This is a genomic window from Bradyrhizobium erythrophlei (genome assembly GCF_900129425.1).
GTDB lineage: Bacteria > Pseudomonadota > Alphaproteobacteria > Rhizobiales > Xanthobacteraceae > Bradyrhizobium > Bradyrhizobium erythrophlei_C.
In genome coordinates this window covers 2,863,514-2,886,385 of record NZ_LT670817.1, presented here as the reverse complement: position 1 = coordinate 2,886,385, position 22,872 = coordinate 2,863,514, and the positions used below count along the sequence as shown (strand labels likewise).

Sequence of the window (22,872 nt, the reverse complement as noted above, 5' to 3'; positions counted from 1 at the left end):
GCCGTTCACTGGGAACGGCGACTTAGAGGACGACGAAGTCGTCTTCATCAAGAAACGATCAGGGAGACTAACCGATGCTGAAAACCGCAGCCAAGACCGAGACCTCCACCGCGGAAGAAGCACAGCAGGATCTGACGGATGGCTTTCATCTCGTCATCGACGCGCTCAAGCTCAACGACATCAACACGATCTACGGTGTGCCCGGCATCCCGATCACCGACTTCGGCCGGATGGCACAGGCTGAAGGCATCCGCGTCATCTCGTTCCGGCATGAGCAGAACGCCGGCAATGCCGCGGCGATCGCCGGCTTCCTGACCAAAAAGCCCGGCGTCTGCCTCACGGTGTCGGCCCCGGGCTTTCTCAACGGCCTGACGGCGCTGGCCAATGCCACTACCAACTGCTTTCCGATGATCCTGATCTCCGGCTCGTCCGAGCGCGAGATCGTCGATCTGCAACAGGGCGACTACGAAGAGATGGACCAGTTGGCGATCGCCAAGCCGCTCTGCAAGGCGGCCTTCCGCGTCCTGCATGCGGCGGACATCGGCATCGGCCTGGCGCGCGCGATCCGCGCCGCCGTTTCGGGCCGCCCGGGCGGCGTCTATCTCGATCTGCCGGGCAAACTTTTCTCGCAGGTGATGGACGCCACGGCTGGTGCCAAGTCGCTGGTCAAGGTCATCGACCCCGCTCCTGCCCAGATTCCCGCGCCCGCTTCGGTCAAGCGCGCGCTCGATGTGTTGAAAGGTGCAAAACGCCCGCTGATCATCCTCGGCAAGGGCGCGGCCTACGCGCAGGCCGATGACGATATCCGCGCGCTGGTCGAGAAGAGCGGCATTCCCTTCCTGCCGATGAGCATGGCCAAGGGCCTGTTGCCCGACACCCATCCGCAATGCGCGGGAGCGGCGCGCTCGACGGTGCTGAAGGACGCCGACGTCGTGATGCTGATCGGCGCCCGCCTCAACTGGCTGCTGTCGCACGGCAAGGGCAAGACATGGGGCGAGGCCCCGAAGAAATTCATCCAGATAGACATCGAGCCCAGGGAGATGGACTCAAACGTCGAGATCGCGGCTCCGCTGGTCGGCGATATCGGTTCCTGCGTCGCCGCGCTGCTCGAGGGCATGGGCGGCAACTGGCCTTCGGCGCCGGCCGACTGGGTCGGCACCGTCAATAACAAGAGAGAAGAAAACATCGCCAAGATGGCGCCGCGGCTAATGAACAACAAGTCGCCGATGGACTATCACGGCGCCCTCGGCGCGCTGCGCAACGTCATCAAGGAGCGGCCGGACGCCATTCTCGTCAACGAAGGCGCCAACACGCTCGATCTCGCCCGCGGCATCATCGACATGTACAAGCCGCGCAAGCGCCTCGACGTCGGCACCTGGGGCGTGATGGGCATCGGCATGGGTTTTGCGATCGCAGCCGCCATCGAGACCGGCAAGCCGGTGCTCGCGGTCGAAGGCGACAGCGCCTTTGGCTTCTCCGGCATGGAAGTCGAGACGATCTGCCGCTACAACCTGCCGGTCTGCGTCGTGATCTTCAACAACAACGGCATCTATCGCGGCACCGACGTCAATCCGACCGGCGGCGCCGATGTCGCGACCACCGTATTCGTCAAGGACTCGCGCTACGACAAGATGATGGAGGCGTTCGGCGGCGTCGGCGTCAATGCGACGACGCCCGACGAGTTGAAGCGCGCCGTGGACGCGGCGATGGACTCGGGCAAGCCGACCCTCATCAACGCGGTGATCGACCCGGCGGCGGGCTCCGAGAGCGGCCGCATCGGCAACCTCAACCCGCAAAGCATGCTGAAGAAGAAATAAGTACCCCAGGCGTCATTCCCCGCTTAGGCGGGGAATCCGGTGACCAACGAACGATCGTGAGATGAAGACCGTACGCCGACCGAACCAGCAGCGATTACTGGATGCCCGCCTTCGTGGGCGTGACGACCAACATAGTTTCTAACGGAGCACCACCATGACAAAGGCGCTGAAGGGCGTTCGCATTCTCGATTTCACCCACGTCCAGTCAGGACCGACCTGCACGCAGTTGCTGGCATGGTTCGGCGCCGACGTGATCAAGGTCGAGCGCCCCGGCGTCGGCGACATCACGCGCGGTCAATTGCAGGATGTGCCGAATGTCGACAGCCTGTATTTCACCATGCTCAACCACAACAAGCGCTCGATCACGCTCGACACCAAGAACCCGAAGGGCAAGGAAGTCCTCACTGCCCTGATCAAGAGCTGCGACGTGCTGGTGGAAAATTTCGGCCCCGGCGTGCTCGACCGCATGGGCTTTCCCTGGGAAAAGATTCAGGCGATCAATCCGAAAATGATCGTTGCCTCGATCAAGGGTTTCGGCCCTGGTCCCTACGAGGACTGCAAGGTCTATGAGAACGTCGCCCAGTGCACCGGCGGCGCGGCATCGACCACCGGTTTCCGCGACGGCTTGCCGCTGGTCACCGGCGCGCAGATCGGCGACAGCGGCACCGGGCTGCATCTGGCGCTCGGGATCGTCACCGCGCTCTATCAGCGCACCGTCACCGGCAAGGGCCAAAAGGTCACCGCCGCGATGCAGGACGGGGTTTTGAACCTGGCGCGCGTCAAGCTGCGCGATCAGCAGCGCCTCGCCCATGGTCCGCTCAAGGAGTACAGCCAGTTCGGTGAAGGCATTCCGTTCGGCGACGCCGTGCCACGCGCCGGCAACGATTCCGGCGGCGGCCAGCCGGGCCGCATCCTGAAGTGCAAGGGCTGGGAGACCGATCCAAATGCCTACATCTACTTCATCACCCAGGCGCCGGTCTGGGAGAAGATTTGCGACATCATCGGCGAGCCCGGCTGGAAGACCCATCCGGATTACGCCAAGCCGCCTGCCCGGCTGTCGCGCCTGAACGAGATCTTCGCCCGCATCGAGCAATGGACGATGACGAAGACAAAATTCGAGGCGATGGAGATCCTCAACAAGGACGACATTCCCTGCGGCCCGATCCTGTCGATGAAGGAGCTGGCGGAAGATCAGTCGCTGCGCGCCACCGGCACCGTGGTCGAGGTCGATCATCCCAAACGCGGCAAGTATCTGTCGGTCGGCAATCCGATCAAACTGTCGGACAGCCCCACCGAAGTGCTGCGCTCGCCGCTGCTCGGCGAACATACCGACGAAATCCTGCGCCAGGTTCTTGGCTTTACCGACCATCAGGTCGCGGAGATCCGCGATTCCGGCGCGCTCGATCCGCCGCGGAAGGTCGCCGCCGAATAAGCAACCACCCTTTCCTGCATCTGTGGGCCGCCGGTTTTCCGGCGGCCTTTTTGTTTGACGCCATACCGGCGCCCTTATGTTGCGTTGCAATACGGAATATGCTGCCATGCAAACAAATGGATTGTTGCTGGTATCTGGCATGCCTAGACAGAGTAGAACTCAGCGATCCACTCAACCGCGATAAGGGGACAAGATGTCCAAGACTGCTTCGATCGGCTTTGCGCCTTCCGCCACCCTGTTTGGCCGCTTCATGGCCACCCTCGATCGTCTGCTGATGGCGAGCGCCATGATCGCCATCCGCAACTGCGAGCCTCCCCATCCCGGTCTTTAGGCTGTCAATGCGCTGCAGCGGAACATCTCCGCCGCGGCTGAGTTGGAGCTGCAACTAGAACTACCGACCCCTATGGCCCCGATTTTCCGGGGTCATTTTTTTCGCTCATAAATCTGACCCGCCCCTCGCCTCACCGGGGGCAACTGCGACATCTTGTGCCGGCCCGCTTCCTGCCAAAAGAATGGCTTGCGCTCTGGCATATCACATACCAAAATACCCCGACCGGTAACGCTCATCGTTTAAGCAGAAGCGTGCCTTCGGGAGGAACCATGACCACCACCGCCACACAACCAACAGCTGCGGCAGAAGCCCCGTATTTCCGCTGGATGCAACTTGCGATGGGTGTCGTCTGCATGGCGATGATCGCAAATCTGCAATACGGCTGGACGCTGTTCGTCGATCCGATCGACGCCAAATATCACTGGGGCAGAGCCGCGATCCAGTTGGCCTTTACGCTTTTCGTGGTCACGGAAACCTGGCTGGTACCGATCGAAGCCTGGTTCGTCGACAAGTACGGCCCGAGCGTCGTGATCGCGTTCGGCGGGGTGATGATCGCGATTGCCTGGGTGCTGAATTCCTACGCCGATTCGCTGGTGATTCTTTATATTGCTGCGATCGTCGGCGGAATCGGCGCCGGCTCGGTGTACGGAACCTGCGTCGGCAACGCTTTGAAATGGTTTCCAGACCACCGCGGCTTGGCCGCAGGCGCGACCGCGGCCGGCTTCGGCGCCGGCGCCGCGATTACCGTGGTGCCGATTGCGAACATGATTGCGGCCAGCGGCTATCAGCACGCGTTCCTGACCTTTGGCATTGGACAAGGCGTGATCGTCTTCATCCTGGCATTTTTTCTGCGCAAACCGTCGCGCGTGATGCCGGCGAAAAAGAAGCAGCTCAACCTGCCGCAGACCAAGATCGACTTCACCCCGCCCCAGGTGCTGCGCAGCCCGATCTTCTGGATAATGTATCTGGTGTTCGTGATGGTCGCGGCGGGCGGCCTGATGACTGCGGCGCAGATCGCGCCGATTGCCCACGACTTCAAGATCGCCAACGAACCGGTCGGCATTCTCGGCTTCCAGATGGCCGCGTTGACCTTTGCGATTTCGCTCGACCGCATCTTTGACGGTTTCGGCCGGCCGTTCTTCGGCTGGGTCTCCGACACCATCGGCCGCGAACACACCATGTTCATCGCGTTCGGAACGGCCGCGCTGATGGTGCTGACGCTGTCGGTGTACGGTCACATTCCGATCGTCTTCGTGCTGGCGACCGCGGTATATTTCGGCGTGTTCGGCGAGATCTACAGCCTGTTTCCCGCCACCAGCGGCGATACCTTCGGCGTGAAATTCGCCACCACCAACAACGGCATGCTGTACACGGCGAAGGGAACGGCCTCGCTGCTGGTGCCGCTGGCGAGCATCGTCGCGGCCAATTACGGCTGGCAGGCGGTGTTCGCGATCGCGGTTGCGCTCAACGCCACCGCCGCACTGCTGGCCCTGTTCGTGATCAAACCGATGCGGCGCGCCTTTATCCTCGGCAATGAAGCCATGACCGACGCCAGGGCGCGAGACGTCAAAGCCGCCTGATATCCCCCGCACATTCGTTGAAAAGAGGCGCACGCCGTTGCGCCTCTTTTTTTGCCGCCTACCTGCCTGCATACAAGATACAAGGACGGATTGCGCCCGTCCGGATGCAAGCGGGATCTGGGCAGCCAGGTTTTTCCGGAGGTACGAAAATGTCAATATTACTGCCGCTTTTTGCGATCGACGCACGGTTGAATAACTCCGATTTTAAGTTGACAATTGGCATAATGTATACCACTGTGACCATCATTGAAGACGCCCTGCGGCTCATCTGAAGGAGGTTGCGATGCAAGTCGGAGACATCCTGCGCAAGAAAACTGCCCGCGTTGCAACGGTTCGAATGAACGAAACCGTCGCCATTGCCGCCCAACTGATGCGCGCCAGCAATATCAGCGCGCTTGTGGTCAAGGACGTCGTCCGGACCGAAGGCAACACCGCGGTCGGCATGTTTACCGAACGCGATGTGGTTCGCGCGATCGCCGAGCACGGCGCGGCCGGCGTCAATCTGAAAGTCTCCCAGTTGATTTCAGTGCAGCAGCTGGTCTCCTGCAGTTCGGCCGATACGCTCGAACACGCCCGTCACCTGATGAACGAAAAACACATCCGCCATCTGCCTGTGATCGACAATTACAGCCTGATCGGCGTGGTTAGTATCCGCGACATCTCGACCGCGTTCGACAACGAGGCGATCGCTGCGACGCGAACCGACTCGGCCGCCTGACAAAAGCTTCCGGTTGTCCGTCATCGTCCCGGCTTTGAAATGCTCAAAGCCGGCGGGTGAGCTGCGCTGAAATTTTCCATCATTCCGTTCGAGAGATTTCATGAAAATCTGCATCTACGGCGCCGGCGCGATCGGCGGATATCTCGGAGTGCAGTTGGTGCGCGCGGGTGCCGATGTCAGCCTCGTCGCGCGCGGCGCCCATCTCGCCGCGATGCGCGCCAACGGATTGAAATTACTGATCGATGGCGAGGAACGCGTGGTGCGGCCGCGCTGCACCGACAACCCCGCCGAGCTCGGGCCGCAGGATGTCGTGATCGTCTGCCTGAAGGCGCATTCCATCACCGGCGCGATCGAGGCGATGGCGCCGCTGCTCGGCCCGCGAACCCGCATCGTCACCGCGGTCAACGGGATTCCCTATTGGTATTTCTACCGGCACGGCGGCCGCCACGAGGGGGCGACGCTGGAGAGCATCGACCCCGGCGGCCGGCAGTGGCGCGAGCTGACGCCGCAGCGCGCAATCGGATGCATCGTCTATCCCGCGACCGAAATCGAGGCGCCCGGCGTGATCCGCCATGTCTACGGCAACCGCTTTCCCCTGGGCGAGCCGTCGGGAGAGATCAGTCCGGACGTCGAGCGGCTTTCCGCCTTGTTCGTCGCGGCAGGGTTGCAGGCCCCGGTGCTCGAGCGCATCCGCGACGAGATCTGGCTCAAGCTGTGGGGCAACGTCTGCCTCAATCCGATCAGCGCGTTGACCCATGCCACGCTTGACGTGATCTGTTCCGATCCGACCACGCGCGCGCTCTCGAAGGCGATCATGCTGGAAACCCAGGCGATCGCCGAAACCTTCGGCGTCAAGTTCCGCGTCGACGTCGAGCGGCGGATCGAGGGCGCGCGCAAGGTCGGTGCCCACAAGACCTCGATGCTGCAGGATCTCGAACACGGACGCCCGATGGAGATCGATCCATTGGTGACGGTGGTTCAGGAAATGGGCTTGTTGACCGGGATTCCGACGCCGGCGCTGGACGCCGTGCTGGCGCTGGTTGCCCAGCGCGCGAAAATCGCCGGACTGTATGGTGACCATCGGCCGGCCCCCGCAAAAACCCCGGTTTTTGCATGATCGTGTTGCCCTGATCGGCGGTACGCCCGGTGGACATTTGCCGGGCGCGACGGCATCCTGCCCCGCGAAAATCCGAAACGGATAGTGCGCGCGCTACGCGCCGGGGCAAACCATCAGGGAACGGCAATGATAAAAACGCGGTTTACCGAACTCGTCGGGGTCGAACACCCGATCGTGCAGGGCGGAATGCAGTGGGTCGGCCGGGCCGAACTGGTCGCAGCCGTTGCGAACGCCGGCGCGCTCGGGTTCATCACGGCGCTGACGCAGCCGACGCCCGAGGACCTGACAAAAGAGATCGCGCGCTGCCGCTCGCTCACCGACAAGCCGTTCGGCGTCAACCTGACCATTCTTCCCTCGATCAAGCCGCCGCCCTACGCGGAGTATCGCCAGGCCATCATCGAAAGCGGCATCAAGATCGTCGAGACCGCCGGCAACAAGCCGCAGGAACACGTCACCGAATTCAAGAAGCACGGCATCGTGGTCGTGCACAAATGCACCAGCGTCCGCCATGCGCTCTCGGCCGAGCGCATGGGCGTCGACGCGATCTCGATCGACGGTTTTGAATGCGCCGGCCATCCCGGCGAGGACGATACGCCGGGCCTGATCCTGATTCCCGTCGCCGCCGATAAAGTGAAAATTCCGATGATCGCCTCGGGCGGCTTCGGCGACGGCCGCGGCCTGGTCGCAGCGCTGGCGCTCGGCGCCGAAGGCATCAACATGGGCACGCGTTTCATGTGCACCAAGGAGAGCCCGATCCATCAGTTGATCAAGAAGAAGATCGTCGCCAACGACGAACGCGAGACCGAATTGATTTTCCGCACCATGCGCAACACCTCGCGCGTCGCCAAGAATGCGGTCAGCACCAAGGTCGTCGCCTTGGAGAAGGAGGGTGCTACCTTCGAGCAGGTCCGCGATCTCGTGGCCGGCGCCCGCGGCAAGATGGTCTACGCGTCAGGCGACGCCGACGAAGGCATCTGGTCCGCGGGGCAGGTGCAGGGATTGATCCATGACATTCCGACCTGCGCCGAACTGGTGTCGCGCATCATGCGCGACGCGGAGGCCATCATTCGAAGCCGGCTCGAAGGCATGATGTCGGGCGCGCGGCGTCAGGCCGCGGAATAAGCGGCTTCGCTTCAACAACCAACCGGAAATGATCCCATGAAGGCTTATGTCTACGGCGCCAACGGCGCTGAAATCAGCGACGTGGCAAAACCCGCGCCGAAGGGCACGCAAGTGCTGGTGAAGGTGCACGCCTGCGGCCTCAACCGCGCCGACCTCGGGATGACCAAGGGTCACGCGCATGGCAGTGCCGGCGGCGCCGGCACCGTGCTGGGCATGGAATGGGCGGGCGAGATCGCCGGACTCGGACCCGAGGCCAAGGGCGTCAAGATCGGCGACAAGGTGATGGGCTCCGGCGGCGCCGCATTCGCCGAATATACCCTGGCCGATCACGGCCGGCTGTTTCGCGCACCCTCCAACATGAACTTCGAGGAAGCGGCCACCCTCCCCGTCGCGCTGGCCACCATGCACAATGCGGTCGTGACCAACGGCGCCTTGCAGCCCGGCCAGACCGTCCTGATCCAGGGCGCAAGCTCCGGCGTCGGCCTGATGGCGCTGCAGATCGCAAAACTCAAGGGCGCCAAACTCGTGATCGGCTCATCGACCGATGCGGGACGCCGTGGCCGCCTGAAGGAGTTCGGCGCCGATCTGGCGGTGGATTCCAGCGATCCCGGCTGGGTCAAGCAAGTCCTGGAAGCAACCGGCGGCGAAGGCGTCGACCTGATCGTCGACCAGGTCTCGGGCAAGGTCGCGAGCCAAAATCTCGCGGCCACCAGGGTCAAGGGCCGCATCGTCAATGTCGGCCGGCTCGGCGGCACCCACGCCGATTTCAACTTCGACCTGCACGCCGCGCGCCGCATCAACTATATCGGCGTCACCTTCCGCACCCGCTCGATCGAGGAAATCCGCGAGATTTTTGATGAAGTCCGCAAGGATATCTGGGGTGCGGTTGAATCTCGAAAGCTGCAATTGCCGATCGACAAGGTGTTTGCCTTCGACGATATCGGCAAGGCGTTCGAGCACATGGAAGCCAACAAGCATCTCGGCAAGATCGTGGTGACGCTGTAGGCTGACCGCGTCAGGCTTTGCCCGTAATGACGCGGGCGGTTGTCCATTCAACAAGAGCGGACCGCATCAAGAATGTCCGTTGGGGAGACTTGCGTGGTTCTGCGTCGCACCGCTATTTGTCTGATCGCGATTGGCGTTTCGGCAATGACTTCGATCGGCGGCGCTTCGGCCTTGGACTATCCGACGCGGCCGGTACACTGGGTTGTCGGCTTCGCACCCGGGGGTTCCAACGACATCATTGCGCGGTTGATCGGCCAGCGGCTGTCGGAGCGGCTGGGCCAGCAATTCCTGATAGAGAACAAGCCCGGCGCCGGCGGCAACATCGCCACCGAATCGGTGATCAATGCCAAACCCGATGGCTACACCGTGCTGCTGGTCAATCCCGCCAACTTCATCAACACCTCCCTCTATTCCAAACTGAATTTCAATTTCCCGCGCGATATCGCGCCGGTCGCGTCGTTCATGCGGGTGCCGAACGTGATGACGGTGAATGGGCAAGTCGAGGCGAAGACGGTCGCCGAGTTCATCGCCTACGTGAAGGCCAACCCGGGCAAGGTCAACATGGCCTCAGCGGGCAACGGCACGTCGGTGCATCTGTCCGGCGAAATGTTCATGGCCATGACTGATGCCAGGATGCAGCACGTGCCCTACCGCGGCTCGGGACCCGCGATCAACGATCTGCTCGGCGGCCAGGTCCAGGTGATGTTCGACAGCATGCCCTCGATCATCCAGCACGTCCGCGCCGGCACCTTGCGCGTGCTGGCCGTGACCTCTGCGACACGGTCTTCCCAGTTGCCGGACACGCCGACCGTCGGCGAAACCGTGCCGGGCTATGAGGCCAGCGCGCTGTTCGGCATGGGCGCGCCCAAGGACACGCCGAAAGAAATCATCGAGAAGCTGAACCAGGATATCAATGCGGTGCTGGCCGAACCGGAAATGAAGAAGCGGCTGGTCGAATTGGGTGGCGATCCCCTGATTGGCACGCCGGAGGCCTTTGGCGCGATGATCGTCGCCGAGACCGAAAAATGGAAAAAAGTGATCGAGGGCGCCGCCATCGAGAAGGTGGAGTAGCGGACTGCGAGGCATCCGCAATTGTCGATCGACAAGGTGTTCAAGCTCAACCGTATCGGCAAGGCGTCCTCGCCGCTGAAGACAAGGGAATTCGATGGCGACGGTGCTCCTTGTAAAAGATCTCCGCACGGCGTTCGCCGGCCCGTTCGAGCTGGAGCTCGGAACGGGCGCGTGCGCCGCCATCACCGGCCCGTCGGGATCCGGCAAGAGCCTCTTTCTTCGCATGATTGCCGACCTCGATCCCAACGAAGGCCAGGTCTGGCTGAATGGAACAGAGCGCACCTCGATCCCCGCCCCGCAATGGCGAAGACAGACGACCTACGTATCCGCAGAATCCGGTTGGTGGGCGGACCGGGTGATCGAACATTTCGACGTCAACAGGCGAAGCGAGGTCGCAGCCCTGGCGGCCCGCCTTGGACTTCGGCCCGACCTCATGGACGCACCGGTCGCGCAATTATCCACCGGTGAGAAGCAACGCTTGTCGCTTGTCAGGGCCTTGCTGCAATCCCCGCCCGTCCTGCTTCTGGACGAACCGACGGGCCCCCTGGATGAGGAGTCGGTCATCAAGGTAGAAGCGCTGCTGCGTGAACGAAAGGCAACCGGGACGTCCATCCTGCTGGTGACGCACGATCCAAACCAGGCCGAACGCCTGGGCGATCAGCGCTATCGCATGGTGGCGGGACAGCTGCAAACGCCATGAACCCGATACTGCTGACACCGTTTGACATCTCCATCGCCGCCTCGCTGATCATTCTCGATGCGGCGTTGTCAATCTGGCTCAAGCTTCGGCTGCATCGGCAGATCGGCTTCGCCGCGGCAAGAATGGTCGTCCAGCTTGTCGCGGTGGGCTATGTGCTCCGTTTCATCTTTACGCTGAACAACCCGGCGGCCACGCTGCTGCTCGTTCTCGTCATGGTGCTGGTCGCCGCGCGCGAGGTCGCGGCCCGGCCAGAACGCCGGTTCAGGGATCATTCAAACATCGTCATCGGGTTTGTCAGCGTCGGCTTTGCCACGTTTGTCACGTCGATTCTTGCGTTGACCACGGCGATCCGGCCGCAGCCCTGGTTCGATCCACATTATGCGATCCCACTGGCGGGCATCATTCTCGGCAGCGTTCTGAATTCCGCCAGCCTGTCGCTGGACAGCTTTTTGGGCTCGGTCCGGCGCGAGCGGCAAGCCATAGAAGCGCGACTGTCGCTCGGCGAAAGCTACCGCGAAGCCATCGCGCCGCTGGTGCGCGAGGCCATCCGGCGCGGCCTGTTGCCCATCATCAATCAAATGTCGGCCGCCGGAATCGTGACGTTGCCGGGCATCATGACGGGACAGATTCTTGCGGGGCTCGATCCGCTCGAGGCCGTCAAATATCAGATCCTCCTGATGTTCCTGTTGTCGGGCGGCAGCGGACTATCGGCGTTGGCCGCATCCTATCTGGCGGCGTGGCGTCTTACCGACGACCGTCAGCGGCTTCGTCTGGACCGGCTGCAATAGCCTGACGATGCAGCCTCACGCCTGGGACGTTACGGACGGTCATTCCGGAAGCCCCGCGAGCCGAAGCCCATCAATGATCTTCTCGATCTTTTCCTGGGGCTTCCATCTCATTTCGGGCGCGGGACCGAGGCTTTGCCCGCCCTGCGCGCTAAAGCGTGATGAGATGAAGTTAGATTGATCTGCGACGCAGCGGAAACTTTACCTCTCACATCGGGAGAGGTCGGCGCGTAGCGCCGGGTGAGGGGTTACGGTCTATCGTTGGTGCAGCACCCCCTCACCCGATTTGCTGAGTTTATCATCGGGCGGCGCTTCGCGCCGACCCGTTGGCAAATCGACCTCTCCCCGCTGGGGAGAGGTGAAGGGCACCGATTCAACTTAAAACCATCTTGCGCTGGTCCGGCAAGCCCGCTTCGCGAAGTGCGGCGGCCATCCGGTTGCGCTCGTCGGCTGAGCGGATCGGAAAAGCTTCGTGGACATGCGAAGCGCGAAAATCAGGCTGCAATTTGACGAGTTGCGCGACCGCTTCGCGCGCTTCAACTTCACGTCCGGCGCCAGCCAAATTCACGATCAATGCTCCGAGCGTATGCGCGTTGGCGGCGAACTGGATTGATTTCATCGCCACCGCGCAGCCCTCTTCGTACCGGCGCAGATGAAAAAACGCGAACGCAGACCCGTTCCAGGCCCCGATCCGCAATGGATCGAGCGGACTCAACCGGATCATCCGCTCGAAGCTCTCGACGGAGCGTTCCGCATCGCCGCACATCAAAGAGACCCAACCCCTGGCGTGCCACGCCATGGCGAGATTCGGATTGAGCGCGACCGCCTGCTCGACCAGCGACGCTCCCCGATCATATTCGTGCCCGAGATAGGTCAGGACATGCCCGGATCGGGCCAGCGCAAAAGCATCGTCGCTTCCGACCGCCGATGCCTGATGGGCAAGCCGAATGCCTTCGGATCGCATTTCGGCGGATAGAGGCACGCCGCTGATCGTCTGTTGCATCATGAGCGTCCAGGCCGCCATCGCGTAGGCGGCGCCATATTCCGGGTCCAGCTCAAAAGCCTTTTTGAAAAACTGGCGCGCCTCAGGCAGCGATCTCCCCCTGTTCGCCAGCGCCATCCCGCGCAGGTAGAAGTCATAGCTGTCCAGTCGGTCGGTAGGCTTTTGTTTTGTTCGCTCGATCTCGGCCCGCTCCAGTGTCGGCGCGATCAAGCCCACAACGCTTGTGGTTATTTGATCTTGAAGGCCGAACACGTCCTCCAGCGCGCCGTCGAATTTGTCCGCCCACAGATGCCGGCCTGTGGTGGCCTCGATCAGCTGACCGGTAATGCGAACGCGATTTCCCGCTTTCCTGACGCTTCCTTCCAGCACATAGCGAACGCCGAGTTCGCGCCCGACCTGTTTGATGTCGACGGCGCGGCCCTTATAGGTAAAGCTTGAATTGCGCGCGATCACGAACAGCGACTTGAACCGCGACAGCGCCGTGATGATGTCCTCCACCATGCCGTCGGCGAAATACTCCTGCTCCGGATCGCCCGACATGTTCTGGAACGGCAGCACGGCGATCGAGGGCTTGTCGGGAAGCGCGAGCATTGGTGACGCTTCAGCCGCCGGCTTTTCGGTTGCGCCTTTTGCACCGCCGACCGCGAACACCTGCACCGGCCGCCCGATATTCTTGAGCGTGATTTCGCCCTTATCGTCAAATCCGACATCGATCCGGTCGCGGACCTGGTCGTGCACGGCGCGGGAGACGGAGATGCCGCCGGGTGCCGCGATGCCCTCCAGCCGCGCGGCGATGTTGACGCCGTCCCCCATCAGATCATCGCCTTCCACCATCACGTCGCCGACGTGGATCCCGATCCGCAGCCGCATCTTTTTGGCGTCGTCGAGCGGAACCGCCGCCGCTTCGGTTTCCCTTTGAATCGCCATCGCGCAGGTGACAGCCTGAACCGCGCTGGCAAACTCGACCAGAAAGCCATCGCCCATCACCTTGAACAGACGACCGGAATGTCCGGCGATGGTTGGTTCGATAATTTCGCGCCGTAGCGTAGCCAGCCGCGCCAGCGCGCCGGCTTCATCGGCGCTGACGAGGCGGGAATAACCGACCACGTCGGCGGCAAGGATGGCGGCGAGGCGGCGCGTTGTGCTCATTCGCCAAGCCCCGCAAGGCGCAGGCCCGCCAGGAAGAATTCGCGTTGCCCGGGATCGTGCAGGAGCTTCTTTCGCGGCATCACGGAAGGGGTGACCTTGCGCAGGTGGGCGACGACCTCGCGTGCCTCGTCCAGCCGCCCCATATGGGCATAACAGGATATCAGAACCCAGGCGGTGGTGACGTAAGTGGGTATCTGCCGCAACGAAGGAGCCAGCAATGCGACCGCTTCCTCGAAGCGATGCTGAAAGAAATAGCACGCGCCGACCCCGGTATCGAGAAATGGCCGCAGCGGCGTACGAGGATCGAGCCGCAACGAGGACTCGAAGTGAGCGAGCGCCAGATCGGTCGATCCTGCGAACAGCCTTAGAAAGCCGCTCCAGAACCAGCTGGAAGCTCCGCTCGGATTGAGGGCGATCGAGCGGTCGATCAGGGCGATGGCGCTATCGATCGACTCCTCAAATCCGTGAAACGCTCCGGCTACCCACGCAAGCACGTTAGGATCGTCGGGGGTGGCCTGCACGGCGCGGCGGCCGAATTCGATGCCCTCGCGCCGGACGCTCTCGCGGTCTGTCGCCCAGCCACCGAGGAGAAGCTGGGCCTGACACCACGACGCCGCCCCGAGTGCGAGGCCATAATTCGGGTCGCGCGCGATGGCCTGCCGAAGCAGGCCGAGCGCCTGGACGGCCCCCTCCTCGCCCCAGAGCCGCGTCAGCGGCAATGCACGCAGGTAAAAATCATAGGCGCTGAGATCGGCGGTCGGCCGCGCGATGGATCGGCTGATCTCCGCCGCCTCCAGTGCCGGCTCGATCACGCCCGCGACGCTGAGCGCGACCTTGTCCTGCAGGTCGAACACGTCCTCCATTGAACCGTCGATTCGGTCCGCCCAGAGATGGGCGCCGGTCAGGGCATCGATCAATTGGCCGGTGATGCGCAATTTTGTCCCGGCCTTGCGCACCGAACCCTCAAGCACATAGCGCACGCCGAGTTCACGGCCGACCCGCTTCACATCGACGGCCTGACCCTTGTAGGTGAAGCTCGAATTGCGGGCGATCACGAACAGCCAGCGAATCCGCGATAGCGTTGTGATGATGTCCTCGACCATTCCATCCGCGAAATACTCCTGCTCCGGATCGCCCGACATGTTCTGGAACGGCAGCACGGCGATCGAGGGCTTGTCGGGAAGCGCGAGGGGTTGCGCGGCCTCGGTCAGCGGTTTTGCCGCCGTCGTCGAAGACAAGTGCGGATCGATTTGCATTCGCCACGCCCGCATCGGTTCGGCGATATTCTTCAGGGTCTGCGGACCCATGTCGTCGAAGCCGATATCGACCTTGCCGCGGATCTGGCGTTGCGCATCGTCGGAAATGCAGACCCCGCCCGGCTCCGCGATCCCTTCCAGCCGCGCCGCGATGTTGACGCCGTCGCCGAAGATATCGTCGTCGTCGATGATGATGTCGCCGACGTGAATGCCGATCCGGAATTCGATCCGGACCTCCTGCGGCACATCGGTATTCAGCCCGGCCATGCCGCGCTGGACTTCAAACGCACATCGCGCCGCGTCCACCGCGCTGGCGAACTCCACCAGCATGCCGTCGCCAGTGGTCTTGACGATGCGGCCGCGATGCGCGGCGATTTGCGGATCGACCAGCGTCTTGCGGAACGATTTCAGATTCGCCAGCGTGCCTTCTTCATCGCGGCTCATCAAACGGCTGTAGCCGGCGACATCCGCCGCCAGTACCGCCGCCAACCGCCGTTCCACGCGTTCACCGCTCAAAAAATGTCCCCTGGGCGGGCAATGAAGCCCAACATATCGGACTTGATGATCATGTGGGACACTATTTTAGTCGGAATAATTCGCAACAGCCGCCGCTGCAAACGATTGGCAATTGCGTATCCGATCGGCACTTTGATGTCGCATGGCGGGCTGCTAAACCGCCGCCCATGAATCACCCCGATCACACCATCAAATCCCGCGTCGCGGCCATTTCGGTCGTTGCCAGCACCGGCATGGCGGTCGCAAAATTCGTGGTCGGTATCGCCATCGGCAGTCTGGCGCTGATCTCGGAGGCCCTGCACTCCTCGGTCGACGTGGTCGCAACCGTCATCACCTGGATGGTGGTGCGGGTTTCCGACCGCCCTGCCGACAAGGAACATCATTACGGCCATGGCAAGCTCGAGAGCGTCTCTGCACTGGGCGTGATCGCACTGCTCTATGTACTGGCAGGCGGCATTCTGGTCGAATCCTGGAGCCGCCTGCGCGAAGGCGCGCCGCCGCCGACGATCTCGGCAATCCCGTTTATCGTGCTGCTGATCGATATCGCGGTGAATTTCTGGCGCGCCCGGGCGCTGCATCGCGCGGCGCACGACACCAAAAGCCAGGCCTTGGCGGCCGATGCGCTGCATTTTGCCTCCGACGTGCTGGGCTCGATCGCCGTCATCATCGGACTTGCCCTTTCGGGACTGGGCTATGCCTGGGGCGACGCCGCCGCCGCCATCGGCGTCGCCGTGACGATCGCGCTATTGGGCCTAAGGATGGCGCGCTCCACGGTGGAAACCCTGGTCGATCGTGCGCCAGAAGGCGTGTCGGAGAAAGCCACAGCCGCCATCAGCGCGGTCCCCGGCGTGATCGATGTCGAACGGCTGCGGGTGCGGATGGTCGGAGCGACGCACTTCATCGACGCCATCGTGCAGGTGCCGCGTACTTTTCCGATCGACCGCGTCGAGGAGATCAAGCGAAAGGCTCAGGATGCGGTGACCCGGGCGCTCGGCGATGCCGACCTGACCTTCACCGCGGTGCCGGTGGCGCGCGACAACGAGAGCGTGCGCGAACGCATCATGGTGATCGCCCGCAATGCCGGCGTGGCCGTCCACCACGTCACCGTGCACGATCTCAGCGGCAGGCTCACCGTCAGCATCGACCTCGAGGTCGATGGCGATATGGCGCTCAACGAGGCCCACGATATCGCCCACGAACTGGAGCGGAACATCCGCGACGAGTTCGGCGAGGACGTCGAGGTCGACACTCATATCGAGCCGCTGGAACCCGAATTGCCGCTCGGCGCCGATGCCGCGCCCGACCGCGTCGAGACCATCAAGACCGCGCTGTCGCGCTTCGCCGCCGACGGCGCGATCCATGACATCCACAGCGTGCGGGTGCGCAACACCGACGCCGGTGAAATCGTTAACTTCCATTGCCGCGCCGCGCCGTCGATGAGCGTGATCAGGGTCCACGAGAATGTCGATGAGATCGAACGCGCGTTGCGCCGCGCGTTCCCGACCGTCAAGCGCGTCATCAGCCACGCCGAACCGCCGGACGCGCAGTAAAATCCTGCGCACCGCGCGTTCCCGTTTCGGACTCGCTTTGCCGGTGTTTTGCAGTCCCGATTTCTTCGTTGGACAAGATTTATTTGCATTAACGAATCGTTGACTCTCGACAGCCCGGCAAAACTGGATTCAAATCGCTGTGATTCGGAAGTGACTTGGGGTTCTTCCGGACAGAGTGCAATAGACTTCCGAGGGGCTAAAGGCATGGCGCGCGCACACGCGGCGACCGGCGCGTGCGTCCAATCCGATTCGATCAAGGGATTGGCGCAGTCGATCGCGAAACCGGCCTATCATAGGCTGTTGATTGCGGAGCCCGCGCTTCGCCGCGCTGTGCCCACCCTGATCATCGCCTTCCTGATTACCATTTGCCTCGGCGCCTTCGTGCAGGTGGTCGATCAGAACCGGCAAAAGCGCGCATCGATCGAGCGGGATCTGGCGGCGGTCGCCGATCTTCTCGCCGAACGCCTCGATCACATCGCTTCAATCCGCGAGAACCGCTCAACCGCGTTCTATCGTCTGCAATTGCTGCTGCCCGGCCTCATTCCGTCATGGGGCGTCGCCGCTGGCCGGCACGTCATCGTCATCGGCGCCGACCAGCGGATTCTCGCCCGGGTTCCGAGCGAAGCAGCTCTTGGCGACACCAGCAGCATTCTCGACATCATCAGTGCGGCGCTGCCGCTGACCGCGTCGGGGCAGCAAGCCGTGACCGATATTACCCTGCCGAACGGCAATAGCGCTCTGGCGGTTCAGCACGTCGTCAAATCGCTGCCCGGCCAGGTCATTGTCATCCAGGAAAGGGTCGAATCGCTTTGGCGGTCGGATGCGGCGCTGTCGGTTACGCTCTCGGCCACGACAGGCTTCGTCGTGCTGATCCTGGGTTTTGCGTTCCACTGGCAATCGACCCGCGCGCGCGAAGGCGATCTCATCAATGACGCCGTGCGCGGCCGCATCGATACCGCGCTCAATCGCGGACGCTGCGGACTGTGGGACTGGGACCTGTCGCGCGGCAGGATCTTCTGGTCGCAGTCGATGTTCACGTTGCTGGGGCTGGATACCCGCAGCGACCTCTTGACGTTCGGCGAGGTCAACGCGCTGGTGAAATCCGACGACATCGATCTGTTCGCGATCGCCGATCAGCTTATTTCCTCGAAGATCGACCACATCGACCAGACCTTCCGCATGCAGCACACCGACGGCCACTGGATCTGGCTGCGGGTCCGCTGCGAGCTCAGCCAGGGCGCCAGTGATGCCGGCCTGCATCTGATCGGCATCGCCGTCGACATTACCGAGCAAAAGAGCCTGGCCGAGAAGACGGTAGAGGCCGACCTGCGGCTGCGCGACGCGATCGAGACCATCCCGGAAGCCTTCGTGCTGTGGGACGCCGGCGACCGCCTGGTGCTCTGCAACTCGCATTTCCAGCGCCTGCACCGGCTGCCGGATTCGGCGGTCACCCCGGGCACATCCTATGAAACCGTGATCGAGGTCGGCAGCATGCCGGAGGTCCGCACCCGGCTGCACGAGGCCGGCGCCCAGTCGCCCGGCGCGCGCACCTTCGAGGCGCAGCTCGACGACGGCAGCTGGCTGCATATCAGCGAACGCCGCACCAAGGACGGCGGTTACGTCTCGGTCGGCACCGACATCACCCGCATCAAGGAACACGAGCAGAAGCTGGTCGAAAACGACCTGCGCCTGCGCGCCACCGTGATCGACCTGAAACGTTCGCAGACCGCGCTCGAACGGCAGGCCATTGAACTGGCCGACCTCGCCGAAAAATATTCCGAAGAAAAGACCCGCGCCGAGGAAGCCAACCAGACCAAATCCAAATTCCTCGCCAATATGAGCCACGAGCTGCGCACGCCGCTCAATGCCATCATCGGATTCTCCGAGATCATGGAAAGCGGCATGTTCGGCACGCTCGGTTCGGAGAAATACCAGGAATACTGCCACGACATCCTCACCAGCGGTCACTATCTGCTCGAAGTGATCAACGACATCCTGGATATGTCGAAGATCGAAGCCGGCCGGATGAAGCTCGACATGGAGCCGCTCGATCTGTCGAAGACGCTGGCGGAATCGCTGCGCGTGGTGTCCGGCCGCGCCGACGACAAGAACCTGTCGCTCGACGCCGATATCGAGGGCACCATTCCCGTGGTGGCGGATCGTCGCGCGATCAAGCAGATCATCGTCAACCTGTTGTCCAACGCGGTCAAATTCACGCCCGACGGCGGCAAGGTGGTGGTCCGCAGCCGGGTGCTCAGCGATTCGATCGTGCTGATGATCGCCGACACCGGCATCGGGATCGCGCCGCATTCCCTGCTGCGGCTCGGCCGGCCGTTCGAGCAGGTCGAGAGCCAGCTCACCAAGACCTACCACGGCTCGGGGCTCGGGCTGGCGATCGCGCGATCGCTGACCAGCCTGCACGGCGGATCGATGCGGCTGCGCTCGAAGCTCGGCACCGGCACCGTCGTCTGCGTGTCATTGCCGCGCGATGCGCGGAAGGCCAGGGCGAAGATCCTGGTTGCCGCCTGATTAGCCTCTAAGATTCGCCGCTCAGGTCGCCAGCGTCGGCGCGACCTCGCGCGCGATCTGAACCAGCGTGGCAATCAGCGGCGTCATCGGATCGCGCTGCGGAATCACCATTCCGATGCTGTAGTTGACGACGGGATCCACGATCGGAATGCTGCGGACGGCATCGGCCAGCCCGAGCGTTTCGGCGAGCTTGGCCGGCATCACGCTGGCCCAGCGCCCGGTCTTGACATGGGTATAAAGCACCAGCAGCGAGTTCGAGGTCAGCGTCGGCGTCGCTTCGGCGCCGACCGAGCGCAGCGCGCGATCGATGATGCGCCGGTTCTGCATGTCGGGCGTCAGCAGGCACAGCGGCACCTGGCCGACTTCCTGCCAGGTCACCTGGTCGCGGTCCCCGAACATGGCATCGGGCGCGGTCAGCAGCCGATAGCTCTCGTTGTAGAGCGGTATGGTGCGAACCTTGCCGATCGGTTCGTTCTCGATGTAGGTCAGGCCGGCATCGACCTCGAGATTTTCCAGGAGCCCGAGCACATCAGCCGAGGTGCAGGACACCACCCGAAAACGCACATCCGGATGGCGCGCCCGAAACGGCGTCGTCAGCGCCGCCACCATGCCGAGCACGGTGGGGATCGCCGCGATCCGGATCTCGCCGGAGAGCTTGTCCTTCAGTCCGTTGATCTCCTGGCGCATCGCGCGGGCGTCGCCGACGATGCGCCGCGCCCAGTCGAGCGTCCGCTCGCCTTCGGGCGTAAAACCCTGAAACCGCGAGCCGCGCTGCACCAGCATGACACCGAGGATTTCCTCGAGCTGCTTGAGGCTGGTCGACATCGTCGGCTGGGTGACGCCGCAGGCTTCAGCGGCGCGTCCGAAGTGACGCTCCTTTGCCAGTGCGAGCAGGAGTTCAAGCTTGTCGATCAAAACGGACCCTCGCGGACTGCAATCCAGGACAATGAATATCACGATACCCGAATGGCAAATACGCAAAAACTCGCGTCTGCCGAGCACCGCCTCGCTCACCTCAGCTCATTCGCGTTCCATATCGTCTGATTTCATTCTCCTATTGATCGCGTTTCCGGATCGCAGCATGAGACGGCTTTATTGATTTCTGGATCGATTCCAACTCTATCTGCGCTTCACCTTACGCCAGGCGAGAGAGCGCGGATGACACCAGTTTACGAGCCGTGGGATGCTGCACGCGGCGCCGAGATTATCGCCGAGCACACCCATCTTGAAGGTGCGACGCTGGTGATCCTGCATGCGCTGCAGGAAGCATTCGGCTATGTGCCGGAGCCGGCCATTCCCATGATCGCATTGGCGCTCAACCTGTCGCGGGCCGAGGTCCACGGCGTGTTCACGTTCTACCATGACTTCCGCCGCGAACCCGCAGGCCGGCATGTGCTGAAACTGTGCCGCGCCGAGGCCTGCCAGGCCGCCGGCGGCGATGCGCTCGCCGCGCGCGCGGAAGCAAAACTCGGCATTACCATCGGCAGCACGACCGCCGACGCGCTGACGACGCTGGAGCCGATCTACTGTCTCGGCCTGTGCGCGACGGCGCCGTCGGCGATGCTGGACGGCCGCCTGGTCGGGCGACTCAATGAAGCGCGCATCGACGCTCTGGTAGCGGAGGCGCAGCGATGACGATGCGCCTTTTCGTTTCACGGGATGCCGGCGCGATCGCGGTCGGCGCCGACGAGGTGGCGGCGGCCCTGCAGCAAGCCGCCGAGGCGCGCGGCCTTTCCATCGAGATTGTCAGGACCGGCTCGCGCGGCTTGTACTGGCTGGAACCGATGATCGAGGTCGCGACGCCGCAGGGCCGCGTCGCATTCGGCCCGGTGACCGAGGCGGACGCCGCATCGATCCTCGAGGCGATGATATCGGACGGCCCGCATGCGCTGCGGCTTGGCCTCGCCGAAGACATTCCATGGCTCAAGCGCCAGACCCGGCTGACCTTCGCGCGCTGCGGTGTGATCAATCCGCGCTCGCTGACGGATTACCGGGCTCATGACGGTTACAAGGGGCTTGAGCGGGCGCTGTCGCTGACATCAGAGGCGATCCTTGCCGACGTCACCGCGTCCGGGTTGCGCGGCCGCGGCGGCGCCGGGTTTCCGACCGGCATCAAGTGGAAGACCGTGGCGCAGGCGGGCGCCGAGCGGAAATACATCGTCTGCAATGCCGACGAAGGCGACAGCGGCACGTTCGCCGACCGCATGATCATGGAAGGCGATCCCTTCGTGGTGATCGAGGGCATGACGATCGCGGGCGTCGCGGTCGGCGCCAGCAAAGGCTACATCTACATCCGCTCGGAATACCCGCACGCCGTCAAGGCCATGAACGCGGCGATATCGGCGGCAAAACGCGGCGGCTATCTCGGCACGCGGATCTGCGGCTCCGACCAAAGCTTCGATTTAGAGGTCCGGGTCGGCGCCGGCGCCTATGTCTGCGGCGAGGAAACCTCGCTCTTGGAAAGCCTCGAAGGCCGGCGCGGCATCGTCCGCGCCAAGCCACCGCTCCCAGCGCATAAGGGCCTGTTCGGCAAGCCGACCGTAATCAACAACGTGCTGTCATTCGCCGCGATCCCCTTCATTCTCGCCGGCGGCGCCAAGGCCTATGCCGATTTCGGCATGGGCCGCTCGCGCGGCACCATGCCGATCCAGCTCGCAGGCAATATCAGGTATGGCGGCCTTTTCGAAACCGCCTTCGGCATCACGCTCGGCGAACTCGTCGATGACATCGGCGGCGGCACCTTGACGGGACGCCCGGTTCGCGCGGTGCAGGTCGGCGGGCCGCTCGGGGCGTATTTTCCGCGCGCATTGTTCGATACCCCGTTCGACTACGAAGCCTTCGCGGGCCGCGACGGCCTGATCGGCCATGGCGGCATCGTGGTGTTCGACGACAGCGTCGACATGTCCCGGCAGGCGCGCTTTGCGATGGAATTCTGCGCCGTCGAATCCTGCGGCAAGTGCACGCCGTGCCGGATCGGCTCGACCCGCGGCGTCGAGACCATCGACAAGATCCGCGCCGGCGAGCGCGTGCCGGAGAACATCGCCGTCATCGAAGACCTCTGCAACACCATGAAGTTCGGCTCGCTCTGCGCGCTGGGCGGCTTCACCCCCTACCCCGTCATGAGCGCGCTGAAACATTTCCGGGAAGATTTCGGCCCCGCACCCGTGCGCCTGCAGGCTGCGGAATAGAAG

At 63.1% G+C, this 22,872-nt stretch carries 18 protein-coding genes; 15 read left to right on the top strand and 3 right to left on the bottom strand.

The features are described from left to right. Nucleotides 1-74: 74 nt before the first annotated feature. From oxc to B5527_RS13310, 11 genes are all read left to right on the top strand, one after another. The gene (gene oxc, locus B5527_RS13355) at nucleotides 75-1,817 is read left to right on the top strand and encodes an oxalyl-CoA decarboxylase (protein WP_079601711.1); all 1,743 of its coding nucleotides are present in this window, start codon (nucleotides 75-77) and stop codon (nucleotides 1,815-1,817) included. 154 nt (nucleotides 1,818-1,971) lie between these two features. Then, nucleotides 1,972-3,249 (top strand): formyl-CoA transferase, encoded by a 1,278-nt coding sequence (gene frc, locus B5527_RS13350; RefSeq protein WP_079601710.1) that lies wholly within the window; start codon nucleotides 1,972-1,974, stop codon nucleotides 3,247-3,249. Between the two features lie 193 nt (nucleotides 3,250-3,442). Next, on the top strand, nucleotides 3,443-3,580 hold the full coding sequence (locus B5527_RS45305; protein ID WP_172842554.1) for a hypothetical protein: 138 nt from the start codon (nucleotides 3,443-3,445) through the stop codon (nucleotides 3,578-3,580). A 269-nt stretch (nucleotides 3,581-3,849) separates the two neighbouring features. Continuing rightward, nucleotides 3,850-5,160, top strand: coding sequence for an oxalate/formate MFS antiporter (gene oxlT / locus B5527_RS13345; protein WP_079601709.1), 1,311 nt, complete (start codon nucleotides 3,850-3,852; stop codon nucleotides 5,158-5,160). A gap of 283 nt (nucleotides 5,161-5,443) precedes the next feature. Next, the gene (locus B5527_RS13340; protein ID WP_079601708.1) at nucleotides 5,444-5,878 is read left to right on the top strand and encodes a CBS domain-containing protein; all 435 of its coding nucleotides are present in this window, start codon (nucleotides 5,444-5,446) and stop codon (nucleotides 5,876-5,878) included. A gap of 100 nt (nucleotides 5,879-5,978) precedes the next feature. Next, a complete protein-coding gene (locus tag B5527_RS13335) occupies nucleotides 5,979-6,995 on the top strand; it encodes a 2-dehydropantoate 2-reductase (protein WP_079601707.1) in 1,017 nt (338 codons plus the stop codon). 126 nt (nucleotides 6,996-7,121) lie between these two features. After that, nucleotides 7,122-8,117: an NAD(P)H-dependent flavin oxidoreductase gene (locus tag B5527_RS13330; protein ID WP_079601706.1), complete on the top strand. Its 996-nt coding sequence runs from the start codon at nucleotides 7,122-7,124 to the stop codon at nucleotides 8,115-8,117. Between the two features lie 36 nt (nucleotides 8,118-8,153). Beyond that, entirely contained in the window at nucleotides 8,154-9,122 is a 969-nt protein-coding gene (locus tag B5527_RS13325; RefSeq protein WP_079601705.1) for a zinc-binding dehydrogenase, read from the top strand. Nucleotides 9,123-9,215: 93 nt separating this feature from the next. After that, nucleotides 9,216-10,193 (top strand): Bug family tripartite tricarboxylate transporter substrate binding protein, encoded by a 978-nt coding sequence (locus tag B5527_RS13320; RefSeq protein ID WP_079601704.1) that lies wholly within the window; start codon nucleotides 9,216-9,218, stop codon nucleotides 10,191-10,193. Nucleotides 10,194-10,287: 94 nt separating this feature from the next. Continuing rightward, nucleotides 10,288-10,893, top strand: a complete 606-nt coding sequence (locus B5527_RS13315; protein WP_079601703.1) for an ABC transporter ATP-binding protein — start codon at nucleotides 10,288-10,290, stop codon at nucleotides 10,891-10,893. Further along, nucleotides 10,890-11,681 (top strand): ABC transporter permease, encoded by a 792-nt coding sequence (locus B5527_RS13310; protein ID WP_079601702.1) that lies wholly within the window; start codon nucleotides 10,890-10,892, stop codon nucleotides 11,679-11,681. Before B5527_RS13315 ends, B5527_RS13310 begins: the two co-directional genes overlap by 4 nt. Nucleotides 11,682-12,051: 370 nt before the next feature. Here the strand turns inward: B5527_RS13310 and B5527_RS13305 are convergent, their stop codons facing one another. Together B5527_RS13305 and B5527_RS13300 are read right to left on the bottom strand one after the other, a co-directional pair. Continuing rightward, the gene (locus B5527_RS13305) at nucleotides 12,052-13,830 is read right to left on the bottom strand and encodes an adenylate/guanylate cyclase domain-containing protein (RefSeq protein ID WP_079601701.1); all 1,779 of its coding nucleotides are present in this window, start codon (nucleotides 13,828-13,830) and stop codon (nucleotides 12,052-12,054) included. Beyond that, the gene (locus B5527_RS13300) at nucleotides 13,827-15,602 is read right to left on the bottom strand and encodes an adenylate/guanylate cyclase domain-containing protein (protein ID WP_245332600.1); all 1,776 of its coding nucleotides are present in this window, start codon (nucleotides 15,600-15,602) and stop codon (nucleotides 13,827-13,829) included. Before B5527_RS13300 ends, B5527_RS13305 begins: the two co-directional genes overlap by 4 nt. A gap of 167 nt (nucleotides 15,603-15,769) precedes the next feature. Here B5527_RS13300 and B5527_RS13295 point away from each other — a divergent pair, with 167 nt between their 5' ends. Beyond that, a complete protein-coding gene (locus B5527_RS13295; protein ID WP_079601700.1) occupies nucleotides 15,770-17,152 on the top strand; it encodes a cation diffusion facilitator family transporter in 1,383 nt (460 codons plus the stop codon). A gap of 204 nt (nucleotides 17,153-17,356) precedes the next feature. Next, a complete protein-coding gene (locus tag B5527_RS13290; protein WP_079601699.1) occupies nucleotides 17,357-19,681 on the top strand; it encodes a PAS domain-containing sensor histidine kinase in 2,325 nt (774 codons plus the stop codon). Nucleotides 19,682-19,702: 21 nt separating this feature from the next. Here B5527_RS13290 and B5527_RS13285 read toward each other — a convergent pair whose 3' ends face one another. Beyond that, nucleotides 19,703-20,596 carry a LysR family transcriptional regulator gene (locus tag B5527_RS13285; RefSeq protein WP_079601698.1) on the bottom strand — a complete coding sequence of 298 codons (894 nt, stop codon included), beginning with the start codon at nucleotides 20,594-20,596 and terminating at the stop codon, nucleotides 19,703-19,705. Between the two features lie 243 nt (nucleotides 20,597-20,839). Here B5527_RS13285 and B5527_RS13280 point away from each other — a divergent pair, with 243 nt between their 5' ends. Further along, entirely contained in the window at nucleotides 20,840-21,316 is a 477-nt protein-coding gene (locus B5527_RS13280; RefSeq protein ID WP_079601697.1) for a formate dehydrogenase subunit gamma, read from the top strand. Further along, a complete protein-coding gene (locus B5527_RS13275) occupies nucleotides 21,313-22,869 on the top strand; it encodes a formate dehydrogenase beta subunit (protein ID WP_079601696.1) in 1,557 nt (518 codons plus the stop codon). The genes B5527_RS13280 and B5527_RS13275 overlap by 4 nt, the downstream gene beginning before the upstream one ends. Nucleotides 22,870-22,872 lie beyond the last annotated feature (3 nt).

Coding starts and splice junctions, on each gene's coding strand:
- oxc (WP_079601711.1), top strand. CDS start 75: ATGCTGAAAACCGCAGCCAAGACCGAGACCTCCACCGCGGAAGAAGCA.
- frc (WP_079601710.1), top strand. CDS start 1,972: ATGACAAAGGCGCTGAAGGGCGTTCGCATTCTCGATTTCACCCACGTC.
- B5527_RS45305 (WP_172842554.1), top strand. CDS start 3,443: ATGTCCAAGACTGCTTCGATCGGCTTTGCGCCTTCCGCCACCCTGTTT.
- oxlT (WP_079601709.1), top strand. CDS start 3,850: ATGACCACCACCGCCACACAACCAACAGCTGCGGCAGAAGCCCCGTAT.
- B5527_RS13340 (WP_079601708.1), top strand. CDS start 5,444: ATGCAAGTCGGAGACATCCTGCGCAAGAAAACTGCCCGCGTTGCAACG.
- B5527_RS13335 (WP_079601707.1), top strand. CDS start 5,979: ATGAAAATCTGCATCTACGGCGCCGGCGCGATCGGCGGATATCTCGGA.
- B5527_RS13330 (WP_079601706.1), top strand. CDS start 7,122: ATGATAAAAACGCGGTTTACCGAACTCGTCGGGGTCGAACACCCGATC.
- B5527_RS13325 (WP_079601705.1), top strand. CDS start 8,154: ATGAAGGCTTATGTCTACGGCGCCAACGGCGCTGAAATCAGCGACGTG.
- B5527_RS13315 (WP_079601703.1), top strand. CDS start 10,288: ATGGCGACGGTGCTCCTTGTAAAAGATCTCCGCACGGCGTTCGCCGGC.
- B5527_RS13310 (WP_079601702.1), top strand. CDS start 10,890: ATGAACCCGATACTGCTGACACCGTTTGACATCTCCATCGCCGCCTCG.
- B5527_RS13305 (WP_079601701.1), bottom strand. CDS start 13,830: ATGAGCACAACGCGCCGCCTCGCCGCCATCCTTGCCGCCGACGTGGTC.
- B5527_RS13295 (WP_079601700.1), top strand. CDS start 15,770: ATGAATCACCCCGATCACACCATCAAATCCCGCGTCGCGGCCATTTCG.
- B5527_RS13290 (WP_079601699.1), top strand. CDS start 17,357: ATGGCGCGCGCACACGCGGCGACCGGCGCGTGCGTCCAATCCGATTCG.
- B5527_RS13280 (WP_079601697.1), top strand. CDS start 20,840: ATGACACCAGTTTACGAGCCGTGGGATGCTGCACGCGGCGCCGAGATT.
- B5527_RS13275 (WP_079601696.1), top strand. CDS start 21,313: ATGACGATGCGCCTTTTCGTTTCACGGGATGCCGGCGCGATCGCGGTC.